15 protein-coding genes are annotated in these 18,558 nt (G+C 49.0%); 12 read left to right on the top strand and 3 right to left on the bottom strand.

Annotated elements, in window-relative coordinates:
• The first annotated feature begins 179 nt into the window (after nucleotides 1–179).
• A complete protein-coding gene (locus ACFQ03_RS18790) occupies nucleotides 180–1,028 on the top strand; it encodes a DUF421 domain-containing protein (protein WP_379290112.1) in 849 nt (282 codons plus the stop codon).
• 78 nt (nucleotides 1,029–1,106) lie between these two features.
• On the opposite strand, the gene spoVB is transcribed toward ACFQ03_RS18790, so the two are convergent.
• Entirely contained in the window at nucleotides 1,107–2,669 is a 1,563-nt protein-coding gene (gene spoVB / locus ACFQ03_RS18785) for a stage V sporulation protein B (RefSeq protein WP_379290110.1), read from the bottom strand.
• A 319-nt stretch (nucleotides 2,670–2,988) separates the two neighbouring features.
• Between spoVB and ACFQ03_RS18780 the strand changes: the two genes are divergently transcribed.
• The 11 genes from ACFQ03_RS18780 (at nucleotide 2,989) to ACFQ03_RS18730 (ending at nucleotide 16,229) form a co-directional block, all read left to right on the top strand.
• Nucleotides 2,989–3,246 carry a post-transcriptional regulator gene (locus tag ACFQ03_RS18780; protein WP_379290108.1) on the top strand — a complete coding sequence of 86 codons (258 nt, stop codon included), beginning with the start codon at nucleotides 2,989–2,991 and terminating at the stop codon, nucleotides 3,244–3,246.
• A 113-nt stretch (nucleotides 3,247–3,359) separates the two neighbouring features.
• A complete protein-coding gene (gene secD / locus ACFQ03_RS18775; protein ID WP_379290106.1) occupies nucleotides 3,360–4,592 on the top strand; it encodes a protein translocase subunit SecD in 1,233 nt (410 codons plus the stop codon).
• Nucleotides 4,582–5,490, top strand: coding sequence for a protein translocase subunit SecF (gene secF, locus ACFQ03_RS18770; protein ID WP_379290104.1), 909 nt, complete (start codon nucleotides 4,582–4,584; stop codon nucleotides 5,488–5,490). The genes secD and secF overlap by 11 nt, the downstream gene beginning before the upstream one ends.
• A gap of 82 nt (nucleotides 5,491–5,572) precedes the next feature.
• Nucleotides 5,573–6,508, top strand: a complete 936-nt coding sequence (locus ACFQ03_RS18765; RefSeq protein ID WP_379290102.1) for a cation diffusion facilitator family transporter — start codon at nucleotides 5,573–5,575, stop codon at nucleotides 6,506–6,508.
• Nucleotides 6,509–6,525: 17 nt separating this feature from the next.
• A complete protein-coding gene (gene recJ, locus ACFQ03_RS18760; protein WP_379290100.1) occupies nucleotides 6,526–8,952 on the top strand; it encodes a single-stranded-DNA-specific exonuclease RecJ in 2,427 nt (808 codons plus the stop codon).
• Between the two features lie 12 nt (nucleotides 8,953–8,964).
• The gene (locus ACFQ03_RS18755; RefSeq protein WP_379290098.1) at nucleotides 8,965–9,477 is read left to right on the top strand and encodes an adenine phosphoribosyltransferase; all 513 of its coding nucleotides are present in this window, start codon (nucleotides 8,965–8,967) and stop codon (nucleotides 9,475–9,477) included.
• A gap of 1,105 nt (nucleotides 9,478–10,582) precedes the next feature.
• On the top strand, nucleotides 10,583–11,272 hold the full coding sequence (locus ACFQ03_RS18750; protein ID WP_379290096.1) for a response regulator: 690 nt from the start codon (nucleotides 10,583–10,585) through the stop codon (nucleotides 11,270–11,272).
• Nucleotides 11,272–12,642, top strand: a complete 1,371-nt coding sequence (locus ACFQ03_RS18745) for a sensor histidine kinase (protein ID WP_379290187.1) — start codon at nucleotides 11,272–11,274, stop codon at nucleotides 12,640–12,642. The genes ACFQ03_RS18750 and ACFQ03_RS18745 overlap by 1 nt, the downstream gene beginning before the upstream one ends.
• Before the next feature lie 94 nt (nucleotides 12,643–12,736).
• Complete coding sequence (locus ACFQ03_RS18740; RefSeq protein ID WP_379290094.1) at nucleotides 12,737–13,426, top strand: ABC transporter ATP-binding protein; 690 nt, start codon at nucleotides 12,737–12,739, stop codon at nucleotides 13,424–13,426.
• Complete coding sequence (locus ACFQ03_RS18735; protein WP_379290092.1) at nucleotides 13,423–15,663, top strand: ABC transporter permease; 2,241 nt, start codon at nucleotides 13,423–13,425, stop codon at nucleotides 15,661–15,663. The genes ACFQ03_RS18740 and ACFQ03_RS18735 overlap by 4 nt, the downstream gene beginning before the upstream one ends.
• A 20-nt stretch (nucleotides 15,664–15,683) precedes the next feature.
• A complete protein-coding gene (locus ACFQ03_RS18730) occupies nucleotides 15,684–16,229 on the top strand; it encodes an ABC transporter permease (protein ID WP_379290090.1) in 546 nt (181 codons plus the stop codon).
• A gap of 133 nt (nucleotides 16,230–16,362) precedes the next feature.
• Here ACFQ03_RS18730 and uraA read toward each other — a convergent pair whose 3' ends face one another.
• Nucleotides 16,363–17,631 (bottom strand): uracil permease, encoded by a 1,269-nt coding sequence (gene uraA, locus ACFQ03_RS18725; RefSeq protein WP_379290185.1) that lies wholly within the window; start codon nucleotides 17,629–17,631, stop codon nucleotides 16,363–16,365.
• 247 nt (nucleotides 17,632–17,878) lie between these two features.
• Entirely contained in the window at nucleotides 17,879–18,538 is a 660-nt protein-coding gene (locus tag ACFQ03_RS18720; RefSeq protein WP_379290088.1) for a ThuA domain-containing protein, read from the bottom strand.
• Nucleotides 18,539–18,558 lie beyond the last annotated feature (20 nt).

Raw genomic sequence — 18,558 nt, 5'->3', positions numbered from 1 at the left:
AGATTTGAAATAGTTCAATCCTAGCGATCAGTAATCCCTTCCGGGACAAGGCCGATGGCGAATTGCCAGCAATTAGACAAGGATTTATTGCATGAGAGCAGCAGGTAAGGGTCAGAATACCCATTGAACCTTTCGTTCTGTCGAGCAACAGTGCAAGCAGGGAACAGGAGGATGTTACAATGGACGTTCTGATTCTTTCCACTCGAACCATTGTCATGTATGTTATTGTTTATATCGTGCTTCGACTTATGGGCAAAAGGGAAATCGGCAAGCTGTCTGTATTCGACTTTGTTATTTCCATAATGATTGCCGAAATTGCGGTGTTCGTTATCGAGGATGAAGATAAGCCCTTCTGGGAAGGGTTATTGCCCATCATCATCCTGCTCGTGATTCAGGTTGGCCTTGCCTATATCATGCTCTATAGCCGGAAGTTCAGGGTATTTATGGATGGAAAGCCCAGTTACTTGATTAAAAATGGAAAATTGAACCGAAAAGAAATGAAGAAACAAAGGTATAATTTGGATGATTTAATCCTTCAGCTGCGCGAAAACAAAATTACGAATGTTTCCGATGTTGAATTCGCCATTTTGGAAACTACAGGAAAGCTTACGGTAGTAGAAAAGCAAAAAAATCAAGCTCAGCAATTACCGCAAGGTCAATCACTATCTACTCAACAGGCAAGTCAGCCCCAGCCCCAGCCTCAGTCCTCTAGCCAATCATCCAAACAACAGGGGCAAGCGGGCAAGAAGAAGAAAAACAAACAGTCCAAGCAAGCACAGGCTCAAACTCAGGCCCAGGCGCAAACAGTCAATCCTCCGGCCAAACCGGCAAAGGAAAAAGTCCGCTACGAAGGATTGCCTCTTCCCCTTATTATGGACGGAAAGGTGCAGGATAAAAATCTGGATAAGATCGGAAAAACCCGTTTCTGGCTAAAAAATGAGCTTCAAACTAATGGAGTTAACGATTTTAAAGAAGTATTCTTCTGTTCCATTGACCATAAGGGAAAATTATATGTGGATAAAAAATAAACAGGCGCCCGTTTAGGGGCGCCTTGTTCGTCATGTTATGAAAGGGACGGGGTTTCGTTGGGCATTATCGTTACAGAGTTACAGCTTTTTGCCGATCCAGGGAACCCTCCTCAAATCACTGCGGTCTACTATCTTAAGCATGGCAATACAGACGAGATAGATAGTGAATCCCAGCAGACAGGCATAGATAAATCTCGGAAAGGGCTGCTGTATCCAATTGGAGTTCATCACCGCATAGCAGCCTAAGCCGGTAATACCCATCGCTACAACCACTTTAAAAAAGTCGGCCGCGTTCATCGAAAATTTCAGCATTCTGGATACGCTTGACCAGTTTAACCAAGCTACCACAATCGTGTGGATATTGATGGCCATAATAGCTCCGAGTATGCCGAAATTAGGTTTTGAAGCCAGCCAATAAATCAGAAATAGCTTGATAATTGCGCCGATCAACGTGTTTCTAAGAGCAATCCCGGGTCGATTCAGAGCCTGCAAGGTTGCCTCAAGCGGCCCTTTTAAATACATAATCAGCGCAACGGGGGCCAGCATTTTCAACATGACGCCGATATCGCTTTGATCGTACAAGTAATAAGTTATAGGATCAGCCAGCACATACATAATGACGGCAAAAGGGGCTCCTGAAACCAGCGCAAGCCGCAGCGATTGGTGAAGCCTTTTATGAATCGTGCGCATATCCTTGCGTGCGGCAGCCTCAGATAAAGATGGAATGAGCGAGACCGAAAGGGAGTAAGTCAGGGCGCTCGGAAGCATTAGAATCGGCAGGATCATGCCCTGCAGAGCCCCGTATTGTGAAGTGGCCACGGCGGTGGCCACTCCTGCAACCGCCAAGCTTTGGATGATCAGAATGGATTCCAGGAAGTAGGAGGAAGAGCCGACAAGCCGGCTTCCGGTTACCGGAACGGAAATATGAAAAATCTTTTTTAAAGTATCCAGCCTGCCCCCGTTTCCGGAACCGATTTTGGCGGATTGGTAAACATTGTACTTTTTACGTGTAACGCTATATTGGTACAATAGAATGACAAGTCCGGAAATTTCTCCGATCAGGACGCCGAACATGGCTCCCGCCGCGGCAAACTCTATTCCATAAGGAAGCATCACATAGGAACAGAGGAGCATCGTAACAATGCGGACGAGCGTTTCGAAAGTCTGGGAAACCGCTGTAGGAATCATGTTCTGCCTTCCTTGGAAATAACCGCGGTAAACCGACGAGATACCGACGATCGGAATAATCGGACTCATGCATAAGAAAGTATAATATACACGTGAATCGGTAAATAAATGAGTGGTTATCCAGCGCGAGGAGATGACGATAAGCAGCGTAAAAAGCAGACTCAGGCTGATGATGACGGCCAGCGATATATGGAGAACCTGCCGGGCTCTCCTTTCATTGCCCTGAGATTCCGCCTCGGCGACCAGCTTGGCAATGGCAAGAGGGATTCCGCCCGTCGTAATGGTCAACACGACACTGAGGAAGGGCCATCCCATCTGATAAAGGCCAACCCCCTCCGCGCCAATAACACGCGGCAATGTAATCCGGGGCAGGAAACCGAGAAGCCGATTGATAATGCCGGCAGCCAGCAGAATCATTGCCCCTTGAATAAACGATTGCTTATACTTTCCCAAATTATGTCCCCTCTTCCCGTTAACCCGCAGGTTGTCTTAAATAATGGATATGCAGAGGGTGGCCAAGCTCATGCTTAAATCGAAGCAGAAAAATAATAACCTTGGCAGGATTAAGCCGTTGGACGCAGAATATTCTAGAGGATCGCCGATTGTAAGATCAATTAGGGGGCGGCCGAAGGGCTGAAGAAGTAGAGTTTCTCCATTATTCAGCGTTATACTTTTAGAAGATTTAGGACTATTGAGATAATCTGCGGATAATAGTCTGGTATCACCTGATTTTGGCAGGGTCAGCAACAACTCCTTGGGGAGGGGAAGGCCGATGGATCACGAACGACCATTTACGACGGAAGAACTGGAGGAAGTGATACTGCATTTATGCCGCATGAAAGCGGAGGAATTTGCGGTCATAGGATACGAGCAGGTTAGCGAGCGGGAGATAAGGAATTATTTTAACGACAAATACCGTCACAAGGGGCATCCTCCTCTTCATCAACTGGTTAATGACATCTTGTCACTTAGTGTTCCCCAATTTATGAACTGGATGACAATGCAGGCTTTCAAGGGCGCCCCGTTCTAGGAACGGGTTTTTTTTCGGTTAGAAGGAGGCTTTTGCTTTTTATAGCAAATTGACTCGTTTTTTTATGGTTAGTATAATAGCAATATTGAGTATGGAAGGGAGACTTTCAGTATATGGATGGCAAGAGAATGGCCGCATTTGTTTTGCTCGTCGTCATTACACTTGGTGCGATCACCTGGACGAGCCCGCAATTGCTGAGCAAAGTTAGACTGGGCCTCGATCTGAGGGGCGGATTTGAAATCTTGTACGTTGCCACTCCGGTTCATGGAGAAGGAGAGGTAACTCAAGATGCATTAAGAGAAACAGCCAGAAGTTTGGAGAAGAGGGTCAACGCTCAAGGAATTGCCGAGCCGGAGATTACTCCCGAGGGGAAAGACCGGATTCGCGTAAGAATTGCCGGAGTTACCGATGAGGCTAAAGTCCGGGAGATGCTTAAGAAGCCGGCCGTTCTGACTTTCCGTGGGCCAGACGGCAATATAGAGCTGGACGGGACCGATTTCAAACCGGGCAAAGCCAGGGTGGAATATGAGAACGGAACGATGCCGATAGTCTCTATTGAATTAAAGAGCGCCGATAAGTTTGCACAAGTCACAGGAAAGCTGATTGGCCAAAATCTGGGCATTTACTTGGATGATCAGATGATCTCCAACCCCAAGGTAAATTATGTTATCAACAGCGACAAGGCGACCATTACCGGTCAATTTACGTACGATGAAGCCAAAAGTTTGGCGGATACGATTAATCTAGGCGCTCTGCCGTTGAATTTGACGGAGAAATATACCCAGAGTGTAGGCGCCACTCTCGGCCAGCTTTCGCTTGAGAAGACGGTCAAGGCCGGTCTGATCGCCTTTATTCTTATTATTTTGTTCATGATCATCTTCTACCGGGTGCCGGGCATTATTGCTTCAGTAACACTGATTACTTTCAGTTGGCTGCTGCTGCTGGTGTTCGTTCTGATGAACGCCACATTAACGCTTCCGGGGATTGCTGCATTCGTTCTCGGGGTAGGGATGGCCGTGGATGCCAACATTATTACGTATGAACGGATCAAGGAAGAGCTGAGAAGCGGCAAGAGCGTCCTGTCTTCTCTGCGCGCAGGTTCGAAAAATTCGTTCCGGACGATTATGGATGCGAATATTACTACCATATTGGCCGGTGCTGTGCTGTATTTTATCGGAACTGGAGCCATCCAAGGGTTTGCACTGACACTGATTTTCAGCATTGTAATCAGTATTATTACGAACGTATTCTTCTCGCGTTTGCTGCTGCACCTGCTGATCCGCTCTAATGCCGTTAAGAAACTAGGATATTTCGGCGTAAAGGAGGCGGAAATCCGTGCATTATAATATCCATTTCGATTTCGTCAAGCATCGGAAGAAGTTTTTTGCTTTCTCGATAATAGTAACGATCATCGGTATTGTGGCTCTCCTTGTGTTTGGCTTGAATCGAGGGGTCGACTTTAAAGCGGGGACCACTCTTGATATTACAAGCCCCCAGCCGATGGAGAAGGAGCAGGTTGTACAAATATTCAAGGAGGCCGGATATGATATAAGTCCTACGGTAGGCGGGACGACGGCTTCGGCCCGTTTTGATAAAGTGCTGACTCAGCAAGAGGTGGAACAAATCATGGCAGGATTCCACGCTGTCTATGGGGACGGAGTCAGCAAGGAAGAAAACACCGTCGATGTAGAGCTGGCTAACGAGCTCGCGCTCAAAGCCGTTTATGCCGTACTGATTGCGAGCTTGGGGATTATTATTTATGTCGCTTTTCGTTTCGAGTGGAGGTTCGGCATTGCCGCGATCGTTTCTTTGCTGCACGACGCTTTCTTCGTAATCACCCTGTTTTCCATCTTCCGTTGGGAAATTAATCTACCGTTTGTTGCGGCAATTTTGACCATTATTGGTTATTCCATTAATGATACGATTGTTATCTTTGACCGGATTCGTGAGAATCTGAGGTTTGCCAAGATCAAATCCTTCAGTGATCTGTCCGAATTGGTCAACCGCAGTATTTGGCAGACGATGACCAGATCCATCAATACGGTAGTAACTGTACTGATCGCAGCCGTGCTTTTGTTTGTCTTGGGAAGCGAGTCGATCCGTTACTTCTCCTTAGCCATCGTTCTAGGTTTGGCAGTCGGGGCTTATTCCTCGATTTTCATAGCAAGTCCTCTATGGCTGCTGTTAAAAACGAAGTGGCCAGGAACAACTAAAAAAGTAGCTGCCGCCAAGAACGAAGTTTAAGTAACAGGACTTTGCTTTAAATGCCGCGAGACTTGTCCCGCGGCATTTGTCTTCAATACTTTTTCCCAAGAGAGGTGCAACTATGTCTCATCATCCGTATGTCAAGGCAGAACTGGCTGCTTTCATCCGTATTGCCGGAAACCTGCTGCTCGCTTTGGCCAAGGGCATCGTCGGGTGGTTAGCCAACAGCTCGGCTTTAATAGCCGATGCCTTACACACCGCTTCTTATGGGATCCGAAATTTGGCTGCTCTCGTGCGTCTGCAGGAGGACCGTCCGCGAGGGGGCAGCAAGCGGAGGAAAGCAAGCCGTGCATGGATAGTCGGGGCCGCGGCCATACTGCTTGTTGCCGGAATAGAGCTTGGGTGGAGTACCGTAAGCAAACTCCAACAAGGCAGCTATTTACCTGTCCAATGGTTTGCGCTGCCGATGGCTATGCTGTCCATAATTTTGAAAGGGATTGCGGGCCGGTCGAGAAACGGCGGTGAACGTAAAGAGCTGCGATCCATGCAGAGTAATAAATGGGATCATAAATTATCGTATGCGGGCTCACTGATGGCTCTGATCGGCTCGGCAGGAGCCTGGGGCAGCGGATGGCTGCAGCTTCCGCTGATTGGTATATTGGACCCGTTAGCGGCCATCGCAATCACGCTCCTCGTGCTCCGATCCGGTTATCGGATGCTGTACGATGCCAGGCCTGCCGCCGGAGACCAAGCTTTGGAACAGGAAGATGTGGAGGAGCTTATTCGCACGGCCCAACGGGTCAAAGGGGTTATAGCAGTAGATGATTTAAAGGCTTATGAGCAAGGCCATTTTGTTCTGGTCGAGCTGCAGGTGAGCGTTAACCCGCAGATTTCAGTGTCGGAAGGCAATGACATTGCCAGATTGGTCAAGCATCATCTGATGAAGCGGTTTATGCATATTGCCGATGTGTTGGTTAATGTACAGCCGTATGACGGGGGATACCCTTATCGGAATGCCATGGAACATGATCTGGAGAACAGAACGCTGCTTCATTAGGAAAGGGGGAGGATAGGATGCTTGCTTCCAGAGCGAGGTGGAAAATTAAGGAAGTTGACAATACAACGGTTGCACGGCTCATTGAGCAGCTAAATCTGTCCCCGCTGCTGGCGAAGCTGCTTGTTGCCCGGGGAATGTCTGACGTGGAAGAGGTTCGAAGATTTTTGCAGGCGGATGCGGACCAGATCTATGATCCGTATTTGATGGACGGAATGCGGGAAGCTGTGGAGAGAATCCGCCGCGCTTTGGACCGCAAGGAATGGATTCGTATTTATGGAGATTATGACGCCGACGGAGTCAGCAGCACTTCTCTGATGGTACAATTAATGAGACAGTTGGGGGCCGGCTTTGACTATTATATCCCCCATCGGATTCATGAAGGTTATGGCTTGAACAAGAATGCCCTGGATCAAGCCAAGGAAAGCGGAGTCGGGTTGATAATAACGGTGGATACCGGGATCAGCGCCTGGCCGGAGGTGGAGTATGCGGCTTCTCTTGGAATAGATGTGATCGTTACTGATCACCATGAACCGCCAGAGAAGCTTCCTCCTGCTTATTCGGTCATTAATCCGAAGAAACCGGGCTGCCCTTATCCCTATAAGCAATTGGCCGGGGTAGGGGTGGCGTTCAAGCTGGCTCATGCCCTGTTGGGCCGTTTGCCTCAGGAGCTGTTGGAGATGGCGGCCTTGGGCACGGTGGCCGATCTGATGCCTCTAACTGATGAGAACCGCGTCCTGGTGAAGCTGGGCATAGAATCTATGCGATCTACGACAAATCCGGGGTTGTCGGCGTTGATGGATGCGGCCGGTGTTGACAAAAAGGAGCTGTCAGCCGGCCATATCGCTTTCTCGTTGGCCCCCAGAATCAATGCCAGCGGAAGACTCGAAAGCGCCGACGATGCGGTGCGGTTACTAACGACGAATGACCGGGAAGAAGCTGACCGCCTGGCTTTCGAGTTGGATCAATTAAACAAGGAACGGCAAAGAATAGTGGAGGAGATGACGGCAGAGGCATTGGCCATGCTGGAGAACACTCCCGACTTGGCCGGACATAAAGTGTTGGTGGTCTGGAAGGAGAACTGGAATGCCGGGGTAATCGGTATTGTTGCTTCCAAGCTGCTGGAGAAATACTATCGTCCCACCATCGTACTGGGCATCGACCCCGAAACCGGCTTGGCCAAAGGCTCAGCTCGTTCCATAACCGGATTCGACCTATATAAGGCGTTAAGCTCCTGCTCGGAATTGTTTGAGCATTACGGAGGACACCAAGCGGCAGCGGGAATGACCATCGCGAGTGAACGTATTCCTGAGCTTAAGCTCAGGCTGGAGGCATACGCAGCAGACTGTCTGACCGAACAGGATCTGATTCCGGAGATTCAGGTCGATTTCCACTGCGGCCTGGAGGATGCGACGTTAGAAGGTATCACGCAGTTGGAAAGGATGGCCCCTTTCGGAATGGGCAATCCATCCCCACGGATAGTCATTAATGAATTGGAACTGCAGGATTGCAAGAAAATAGGGCGAGAGAAACAGCATTTGAAGCTGACTCTGGTACAGGAACAAAGGCAAGTGCCGGCCATCGAAGCGGTCGGTTTCGGCAAAGGCTCTTTAGCCGAAAGAATCGCCCCCTCTGCATTGATAGATATATTGGGGGAGTTGTCTGTCAACGAATGGAACGGTATCCGCAAACCCCAAATCATCATTCACGACTTACGGGTACCTGAGCCACAAGTATTTGATTGGAGAGGAATACGCAGCACAGATTCCCGATGGGCGGAATTGTTTGCGGAAGGGGCTGCGGAACCCGATCTCGGTTCTTGCCAACGGAAAAAGGCTGTTGTTATATTTGGTGAGGAAGAGCTTGCCGGACTCCCCCCGGAATGGAAATCCGGAAGCAGCATTTGGTGCTTTAAAGACACGGGTCAATGGACAGATATACATAATGATCTGAAGCATTCGTATTCTGAAATTACGGACTTGATTCTTTATTCTATGCCTCCGGGGCAGAACCAGCTGGAGCTGGCGCTGCGCGAAGCCGCAGGGGTACAGAGGATATACAGCGTATTTCAGGAACCGTCTCCCGGAAGGAGGACGATACCGGGAAGGGAGCAGTTTAAGCAGGTGTATGCAGTGCTAATGCAGCGTGCACAGTCACCGGTCGAAGAAAATGTTTTGGTGGATTATATTAGCAGAAGATCTGGGTTGCCGCGAAGTACAATACAGTTTATTATGAAAGTATTTGAGGAATTGAGCTTTGTCGAACGCGACGGAACCGGATACCGGTGCGTAGCTTCTCCGGCCAAGAGAGAACTGTCATCCTCCAGGCTCTACAGCAATTATATAGACCGGCAGCGGGTTGAGGAAATGCTGATGTATTCCTCCGCGAAGGAACTGAGCCGTTGGATTGTTTCACGATTGCCGCAACAAAAATCAAATAATAGATAACGGAGGAACAATATGGATTTCAAGCAGCATATTCGGGTGATTCCCGATTTCCCTCAGCCGGGCATTCGCTTCAAGGATATTACAACGTTGCTCAAGAACGGGCTGGCTTACAAAGAGGCGATTGATGCACTGAAAGAAAAGGTTAGCCGCTACGAGATAGATTATGTAGCCGGCCCTGAGGCGAGAGGTTTTGTTATAGGTGCGCCGTTGGCCTATGCTTTGGGGGTTGGTTTTGTGCCTATCCGCAAGAGCGGCAAACTGCCTGGAGACTGTATTGAAGCCAGTTATGCGCTGGAATATGGCAAAGACAAGCTGGCTATGCATCGGGATGCCATACAGCCCGGCAGCAAGGTGTTGATTGCTGACGATTTGCTGGCTACCGGCGGAACGTTATCTACAACCATTGATTTAATTCAGCAACTGGGTGGAGAAATCGTGGCAGGGGCCTTCCTAATCGAGCTTACGTATTTGAATGGAAGAGAGAAGCTTGGAGGTCTGGAAGTCATCTCTCTTGTCCAATATTAGTTTTCCCGGGAAATATTTAGTTAAAACCGCGATCATTGGGTCGCGGTTTTTCATTTGCCCGATTCGCCTAGATATAGTTGGGCAATCGGAGATCCATTACTGATTTTGACTCTGTATCAGTGGCATAAAGGAGTAAATGGAAATATGTGGTTAATTTTTTTCTTAGGGCGAATAACGAAAACTACCTTGAAAATCCATCTATTTTCATTTTCTGCTGGTGCTCTTGCAAGCGGAATGGCGCCTCTAACTGTATTTTGTACAGGTAGATTCAAGCGAATGGGCGAAAATGATCAAACTAACTGGAAAAAATACTGTTAAAATGGGCAACTTTGGGGGAAAAGGCTCTTTTTGCGCGAACTAACTGTAGGTTTTCCATTTAGTATTCATATTTCTCCCGAATATAGAAATCTAACTGTATGAAATCCATTTAGTTCAAATTTCACACTAATGATATTCATCTAACTTCAATTTTCACACTAATGAAGCAATCTAACTTTATTTACCCTGTTTTGTACTCTAACTATAATGAAACGCTCGCTTCTGATCGGTGAAAAAAATCACATTGTACACTGAAATGAAAGTATGCTGTTTCCATTTACATGAAAATTTCATTATTTGGCAGTGCCGGGGTTGATAATAAATGCCTTCTTGGAAAAAAAGAACCTTTTTGCCGGCTAAATGCTTATATACTAAATTTCTCAGCTTGAAATCGGCAGACAAGCCTTGATTTAATTGGACAAAGCAGACTTCGTGGAACTCAGCAAGGATAAACCAAATTTCTTTTTGAATTCGGCATGATTCTAGAGTTTGAGGATTTTCAGTTCCTGAAAGCGGGTTTGATTTCTTATTGCAGTTGATCGAGTGTTTGCTTTTGTTCTATCCTATGAGGACTCTCTTCTGTGTGGTAGCGGAAGCTCGACACTCTCACTTTACCAAGCGAAATGGTGATGTCTATTCAGTCACGTTTACTCAACCGTCACCTATAAACACCCGCTTGAGCCCCTGATCAACAGAAATGGTATAATAATTACGAAAATAGTTATGACAGACTGCGTCTAAGAGATTGAAAATGGTATTGTTGACGAGGCTGAGGGGATAAAACGAGATGAACATATTGTGGGTCGAAGATGAAGTTAAAATGATTGAAAGAGTTGTTCCCTTCTTAAGCCAGGAGGGGTGCCGGGTCACCCATGCGTTAAGTGCAGAGGCGGCATTAGAACTGCTTCGAAAACAATCGTTTGACCTGCTCTTGATCGACTGGATGCTGCCGGGTCTATCCGGAACGGATTTGTGCAGGGAAGTTCAACGAGAACGCAAAGTTCCGGTTATTATGCTGACGGCCAAAACGGATGAGTGGGATAAAGTGATTGCGCTTGAGATCGGGGCCGATGATTATATCACCAAACCGTTTGGAATGAGAGAACTGCTAGCCAGGATCAAAGCGGTTCTGCGGAGAACCGGCTCTGCCGGCGTTGCGGAAGACAAGGTATTGCGGAGCGGATCACTGACGATTGATCCTCTTCGGCATGAAGTGAAGAAGAATGACAGACTAATCTCGCTGACACCTACCGAATTTGAACTCCTGGTCACTTTAGCCGAACAGCCTGGACGGGTTTTCAGCCGGCTGCAATTGATCGATCAAACGTTGGGTGAGGTATATTACGGTTACGAACGGACTATTGATTCTCATATCCGCAATCTTCGCCGCAAAATTGAAGATGATCCTGCCCAGCCGCAATATATCGTTACGGTTTATGGGGTCGGCTACAAGTTCGGCGGAGGAGCTTATTCGTGATGCCGCTAAGGAGAACAAGCAGAAACGATAACACGATACCCCAAAGCGGCTCCCTTCTGACAGCGATGACCCTCGCGGCTTTCTGTGCTTTGAGCCTCTACGCCGTGACCGCCTGGATCCAGATCAAAACAGAGGATCCATATAAACGGCAGCAAACGGTACAGACAAGCACGTACCTTAGTTCGCTCTACGAGCTGTTTGGGGATTGGGATCAGGTGATAGCAAAGCTGGAAACGGCACGGCAGGAGGAGCTGCCAACCCCATTAAATGATATAGGCGGGCATCTGCACATATGGTCTGCAGAGAACGAATTGGTTTGGCCTGCCGATTCATTGAATTCGGATCCTATTGGGAGCGAAAGGCAAATTTTACTGTTAGACCGGGAAGTGATCGGATATTATCAACTGTCTTTTCCGGCCGGAATCGCCGGGAGTCCTCAATTGGTCTATTTTTCCGTTATTTTCGGCCTGTTGATTTTCGTGGTCAGCTACCTGATGCTGCGAAAAAAAGATGAGGCCCAAGCTCAATTACTCCACCGTCTATCCGATCAATTGACACCGTTGGCTCAAACGCACCCGGAACACGTGACAAGCCAGACCCGTAATTCCGGGAAAATCACAATGCAAATGATAGATGCTGAGATCGCCAAAATCTCGCAGCGGCTGTATCGTCTGGAGACGATCCGCAAATCGATGGTCGCGGATATTGCCCATGAATTGCGAACACCTTTATCTGTGATGCGAACGCAATTAGACCATAGTTTAACCCAGCAAATCCCTCTGGATATGACGCAGGCAGCTTTGCTGCAGGATGAAATCTATCGCATGAGCAAGCTGCTGTCCGACCTGCAACAGCTGGCTCTGGCGGAATCCGGCCATCTGCCGCTTTATCCGACCTGGTTTTCGCTGCGAAATATAATTCATGAGCTTATCGAATTATTCGCCATTGACGCAGAAGAAACAGGCGGGATCAAGATTGGCCTGCAGGGGGAAGGCAGCTTTCGCATCTATGCCGACGAAACTCGCTTCAGACAAATTTTGATCAATTTGATCGGCAATGCATTAAGGTATGCGCGCTCTTCGGTGCTGATCCGAGTATCCTTCGATGCATCGATGTGTACGATTGCTGTAACAGACGATGGGATGGGCATGGAGGAGGAAGAACTCCCGCACGTATTTGAACGCTTTTATCGGGGAACGATGAAACGCCGTGAAGCGTCGAACGGGTCGTCAACCGGGCTTGGACTAGGACTTCCGATCGTTAAGCAGCTTGTCGAGCTGCATAAAGGAACCATTACCGTCACGAGCAAATGGAATATCGGAACGACCTTTCGAATCCAAATTCCTATCTTCCATGACCCTGAAGCATGAGACTGCGATCTGCACAACATCTTCATATTTCCTCCATCACTCTTTCATAATGGTTTGTTACATTATGACTTACATTCAATAAAGAGGTGTGAAGATGATTCAAGCAAACCGACTCACAAAAACATTCGGCTCCGGCGGTTCGATGGTACGAGCCCTTAAAGAAGTGGATCTATCGATCGCCAGAGGGGAGATGATCAGCATTGTCGGACCGTCCGGCTGCGGTAAAACGACCCTGCTCCATGTCCTCTCCGGGATAGAGCTTCCGACAGAAGGAACCGTCCTTATCGACGGATTTGATCTGTATGGAGCAGCAGAAAAAGTGCGCTCCGCTTTCCGTCTGAACAAGACCGGATTCGTGTTTCAATCCTTTCACTTAATTCCGGTATTGAACGCTCTGGAGAATGTGGCGCTCCCGCTGATCGGACAGGGAGTGCCGACAAAGAAAGCGAACGAAAAAGCAAAAATCGCCCTTACTCAAGTCGGTCTCGGCGACAAGTTAAACGCTCGCCCAACCGAATTGTCAGGAGGGCAAAACCAGCGAATTGCCATTGCTCGTGCCATCGTTTCCGACCCGGTTGTCCTCTGGGCCGATGAGCCAACCGGTGCGCTCGACAGCGAGACCTCCGAACAAATTGTCGGGCTGCTGCGGCACATTAACGAAACGATGGGTACCACAATCGTCATGGTCACCCATGATAAAAGCATCGCTGCCCAATCGGACCGGACGATCCGGATGGAAAACGGACGCATCATCGACCACGGGGAAGCGGGGGCGGAACGATGAGAAGCATGCTGACTCCTTCCCTCGTGTGGCGTATGGCGTGGCGGAACCTGTGGACCCAGCCCCGGCATACGCTGCTGACCGTGCTGGGCGGCTGCATCGGAGCTGCATTGATCATGGCAGCCGTTGTCTTTTTTCAATCGTTTGATGAAAGTGGAAACCGCTGGCTGAAACAGCATTATGGTCCGATTGATTGGGAATTGAAGCCTCCGGCAGGAACCCCTCATTTCACGCAAGAGGAAGTGCAGGCGATCGCCGAACGGATACAGCCATACAATGTACAGCTGCTGCCTGCTGCTATTTTTGAAACAAGCGTCAGCAAAGTCGACGGTCAGTTGCAGCCCGTACAGACAGGTTTACGCTACTTGGCCATAGGAGTTGACTTTGCTCAAGCCGCTGAATTTGATCCCGATCATCCGCTTTGGGAGCTGTCCTTGTCTGCCGATCAAGTTATACTATCCGAAGCGATTGCGAAGCCACTCGGTCTCGTCGAGGGCGATACGGTGGCGATCCCTGATAAACGCGGAAACTCTCAGCTTTTTCAAGTGAAGAAAATCGTCAAAGAAGAAGGCATAACCGGTTATAGGGGCCTATTCGCTGCCGAAGGAACCCTCATTATGGGAATCCGCCAAGCCCGAAATTTAAGCGCAGCTCCTGACGGAGCCTTCACCTCTATCCTGGCTGGCCGGGAAGATTATACATTAGCAGAACAATCGGCCGTACGCTTTCCGACCCCGCTGCCGTTGTTCGATCTGCATGAGCAGAAAGTAGCGGATGAAAACCAGGTAAACAAAATGAAACAGCGGCATGGGGCTATTTTTATCATTTGCAGCCTAACCGCTATTTTGGCCGGAGCCTTGCTGATGATCCAAATTCTGCAAATGCTGGTCTATTCACGCAAGGAATCCTTAGCTCTGCTGCGTGCGCTCGGCTTTCAAAACAGACAAGTAAGAGCCATTTTTTTCATCGAAACGACATTAATCAACTTATTAAGTACGGGCGTAGGTATTGTGCTGGGAATACCGCTGGGCTTCGGCGTCATTCGTCTGTTTGAATGGTTTAATCAGGACCTGCTCTACGCCTATGGTGCAAACTCAATTCCTATTATGCCTTATGTATCTTTGGGCGGTATCGCCCTGTCTTGCGCTGCGGTTCTCGGGTTATTAACAGTTATCTCATTCGTCGCTTGTTACCGGATGGGCAAAATGAACATCGTGCTTGCTTTGCGGGGAGATCAAGATCCGGAGAAGACAGGCGGCGGACAGTGGATTCGCAAGGGGCTGCGGATCGTGCTGACGGTTTGTGCTGCGATTATTGTATTCAGCCACTTTATTCAATTTTTCAGCGGGAAAAGTTTGGAGATCATGACTACCAATACAGGATTTGTACCACACCGATCGTTGTCTGTCTTAGCGTTATGGTTTGGGGCTTCAGTATCGATGCTGTATTTGGTCGTTCAGGGTCTGCCCTATATCCAAAAAGGGCTAAAACCGCTTTTATCCCGGATCGGTATAGGAGATGCAGCTCAACTATTGGCGTTCCGTTATCCGGCAGGAAATTATCGGCGCACGTTCATTGTCACGCTGTTATTTAGCTGCTGTTTCATGATCCTGGTACTAATCTTGATCGTCACCCAGCACAACTATCGGGATATCAGCCAGAAATCGTATTCGATTCTCGGTTATCCTGCCTATATCAAGTACTATAGCGAGCAGGAGAAGCAGCAGATCTTAGCTGGTTTACAGCAGGATCCCGAATTGGCAGAGGCCGCTCAAAATCCGCCGGTGATGGAACCATATATGCTTGGATTCGAGCCGAACGATGTCTTTCTGGATTTACAGCAGTTGAATTTGACGGTGCCGAGCGAGGCCTTTCTCGCGCATGGGGCGCCCAAGCTGTCACAGCGTTCCCCGGCATTCGCTTCTGATGAAGAAGCCTGGGCGGCTGTGCTAAATAACCCCCAGGCCGTTATTCTGGATCATAAATACAGCTACGAGATGAGTACCGCCCTCTCAAGGAAGTTGAACGTGGGCGATCATCTAACGCTTAACGTGTACAATAAACCGGCAGAACCTAACACTCCTGATTTCGGAAAGCCTCGAAAAGTTGTCGATACGATCGACATCGACATTATTGGCTTCGCCGATACTTCTACGGGGATGGAATTTTATAATGTCATGTTTGTCCATCCGCAAATTTACGACCAATTGAAAGGCATGGATATCGTTGGGAGTATTTAAAGGAATCAGGGTATGTTCTGTTGTCTTTGCCCTCTAACGATCTTCGCGATCTGCGCAAAATCGAACAGCGCCTCGCCGCACAAGGGATCAAAAGCTTCTATTCGCCTGGGATTTCCAAGGCCGGAGAAGACATGAATATGATCCAAATGCTGTGGATTTTCATCGGATTTATGACCCTGGTGACTTTGAATATCGGTTTAGCCGGATTAGCCATCCTTCAATATCGCGCAGTTCAGGAGCGAGCCAAAACCATAGCGATGATGCGCTGTATCGGGCTCAGCATCCGACTGATTCGACAAATGCTGCTGCTGGAAGGAACAACGATCAGCTGGCTGGGTCTCTTGAATGGCTGCCTGTTCGGCTCCATCGGCGGTTATACGATCGTAAGATTGGCCGAATTGACTAAGCCGCCTACCTCGCCGGCCCTGTCATTTGATTATCCATGGGAGATCATCCTGCCCATTATCGGCACTTTAATGCTGATCGCTCTTCTGCTGAATCTGGCTCCTTCAAGAAAGATCACACGCCTATCTCCGGGGGATGCCATTCGTTCGGCGAGCGATTAACGGTCACTGTACCGGGATGATCAAGTGATTCCTCCCCGGTTTTGGAGAAGAAGCCAACGAAAAAAGAAAAACGGACAGGAGCCGCGTGCCCCTGTCCGTTCATTTAATAATAGCTTTGCTTAGTTGATTTATATTACTTTTCCTGGTCGTTAGACAGCTTCAGAACTTCCAGCAAGCGGAGGAATAAGCTTAGCAGTATGGCCACGATAGTAGCAAGCGCCATGCCCTTCAGCTCGAAATTCCCCCAGCGGAAGGCCGCTCCGCTGATTCCGATAACGAGAACGATTGTAGTCAGAATCAGATTGGCCGGCTTCGAATAATCGACCTTGGACTCGACCAGCATCCGGATACCCGATGCACCGATAACTCCGAACAGCAGCAGGGAAATGCCGCCCATGACCGGTTCGGGGATGGTCATGATCAGTGTGGACAGCTTGCCCGAGAAGGACAGGATGATGGCGAATACCGCCGCACCGCCGATGACAAATACGGAATAGACGCGGGTCAGGGCGAGAACGCCGATATTTTCCCCATACGTCGTATTCGGGGTAGATCCCACAAAACCGGAAATGATGGTGGAAATGCCGTTGCCGAGCAGAGACCGGTCAAGTCCCGGATCCTTCGTCAAATCTTTGCCTACGATGTTGCCGGTAACAATCAAGTGACCGATGTGCTCGGCGATAACGACCAGCGATACGGGCAGGATAACCGCTATGCTGGCCCAATCCCACTTGGGGGTATAAAATGTAGGCGCAGCAATCAAGCTTGCCTCATGCACTGTAGCGAAATCGACAAGGCCTAGCCGGTAGGCTACGATATAGCCGACGACGATTCCGATCAGAATCGGAATAATCTTCAGGAAGCCGCGAAAGAGTACGTTGCCGAGCACGGCGACCAGCAGCGTCACCATTGAAGCGGTAACCACCTTGGGATCGATGCTCCATGCGGATGATGGAATATCCTCGGGCTTGATCAACCCGGCCATCCGGGCGGCTGTCGGAACAAGCTCCAGACCGATAACGGCCACAATCGCACCCATTGCGGCAGGGGGGAAGACCACATCGATCCAGCCGGTACCGACCTTGCGAATGAGAAGGGCGACAAGCGAGAAGATGACTCCGGTGATAATGAAGCCCCCCAGCGCCATTTCGTAAGACCCGTTGTTCAGAACTACGAATACAGGGGACAGGAAAGCAAAGCTGGAGCCCAGATAGGCTGGAATTTGTCCCTTGCAAATGAACAGATACAGCAGAGTGCCTATTCCGTTCATCAATAGAATGGTAGCCGGATCGACCTTGAACAGGATCGGCACGAGCACCGTAGAGCCGAACATAGCAAACAGATGCTGAAGGCTCAAGGGAATGCTTTTCAACAGAGGCGGACGCTCGTCCACCCGGATCATGTGCTGCTGCAAGAAACTTCCTCCTTGTTTATATAATCTTTTTCGTTTCCTAAAAAAGCCCATCGACTATATTATCAGAAAGAAGTCGGAAAGACATCAGTTTTTTTACCACATTAGAAAGTTTAAGTTCATTAAAGCATTAAAATGGAACAACTTTCTAATTGGCATAAAAAGCTTCCTTTAAAACCGGGTTATTCGTCTTCGAAGAGGCTCCGTTAGGAGCTTTTTTTATCCGGTTAAATCCCGCTTATGTTTCTTGCTGACCGGCCCACTTCATAGCATTGGCGATAAGGCGGCCCATCGTCGGATGAGCCCATGTCTCCGCTGTATGGCCGGGGGTCAGGACACAGACCTTGCCTTGTCCGTGGCGATGAGCCCAGGCGGCGGGAGCCGCTTCCCCTTCCTCTGAGATAAGCTCCGCCAAAATCAGGGGATCTCCATCCATATCGATAAAATATTGCTCGTCATTTATCTCCCAATCACTGACTCCGGCCGTTACCGGATGGTTAGCGGATGGAGAGGATTTAACGAGCAGCTTGCGGGTGCCCGGCGGATGATGGGTAAACGTCCCCTTGACCAGCTTACGGTACGTTCCCTCCTTCGGATATTGAGCCAGCCCGGAATGGATGGCAATCAAGCCTCCGCCTGCCGCAACGTAATCGGCAAGCTCCTGCTGGCGTCCTTCCGGACACCAGAGCTTGTCCGTCCGCACGCCGTTCTCCACGAGCAGGGCATCGCGGCCAATCACAATTCCGTCATAAGATTTGAGACGGTCCCACGGGAACTCCTCCGCCCGAGTCAAAATTTCCAAATCATATTCGATAGAACGGGATATAGCCTCGAGGCTGTGACGGGATCGTTCCGCAGGATGATAACGGTCTTCCAGAAGAGCCAACCATTTGACCATAAGACAACCTTCCTTCCTAA

This window comes from Paenibacillus residui (genome assembly GCF_042677205.1).
Lineage (GTDB): Bacteria > Bacillota > Bacilli > Paenibacillales > NBRC-103111 > Paenibacillus_L > Paenibacillus_L residui.
This window is presented reverse-complemented; position numbering and strand designations above follow the sequence as displayed.

Bases quoted from the DNA above. Each gene is read 5' to 3' on its own strand.
- ACFQ03_RS18780 (WP_379290108.1), top strand. From the start codon at position 2,989: ATGGATCACGAACGACCATTTACGACGGAAGAACTGGAGGAAGTGATA.
- ACFQ03_RS18720 (WP_379290088.1), bottom strand. From the start codon at position 18,538: ATGGTCAAATGGTTGGCTCTTCTGGAAGACCGTTATCATCCTGCGGAA.
- uraA (WP_379290185.1), bottom strand. From the start codon at position 17,631: ATGATCCGGGTGGACGAGCGTCCGCCTCTGTTGAAAAGCATTCCCTTG.
- ACFQ03_RS18745 (WP_379290187.1), top strand. From the start codon at position 11,272: ATGCCGCTAAGGAGAACAAGCAGAAACGATAACACGATACCCCAAAGC.
- ACFQ03_RS18735 (WP_379290092.1), top strand. From the start codon at position 13,423: ATGAGAAGCATGCTGACTCCTTCCCTCGTGTGGCGTATGGCGTGGCGG.
- ACFQ03_RS18750 (WP_379290096.1), top strand. From the start codon at position 10,583: ATGAACATATTGTGGGTCGAAGATGAAGTTAAAATGATTGAAAGAGTT.
- ACFQ03_RS18765 (WP_379290102.1), top strand. From the start codon at position 5,573: ATGTCTCATCATCCGTATGTCAAGGCAGAACTGGCTGCTTTCATCCGT.
- recJ (WP_379290100.1), top strand. From the start codon at position 6,526: ATGCTTGCTTCCAGAGCGAGGTGGAAAATTAAGGAAGTTGACAATACA.
- ACFQ03_RS18740 (WP_379290094.1), top strand. From the start codon at position 12,737: ATGATTCAAGCAAACCGACTCACAAAAACATTCGGCTCCGGCGGTTCG.
- ACFQ03_RS18755 (WP_379290098.1), top strand. From the start codon at position 8,965: ATGGATTTCAAGCAGCATATTCGGGTGATTCCCGATTTCCCTCAGCCG.
- ACFQ03_RS18790 (WP_379290112.1), top strand. From the start codon at position 180: ATGGACGTTCTGATTCTTTCCACTCGAACCATTGTCATGTATGTTATT.
- secD (WP_379290106.1), top strand. From the start codon at position 3,360: ATGGATGGCAAGAGAATGGCCGCATTTGTTTTGCTCGTCGTCATTACA.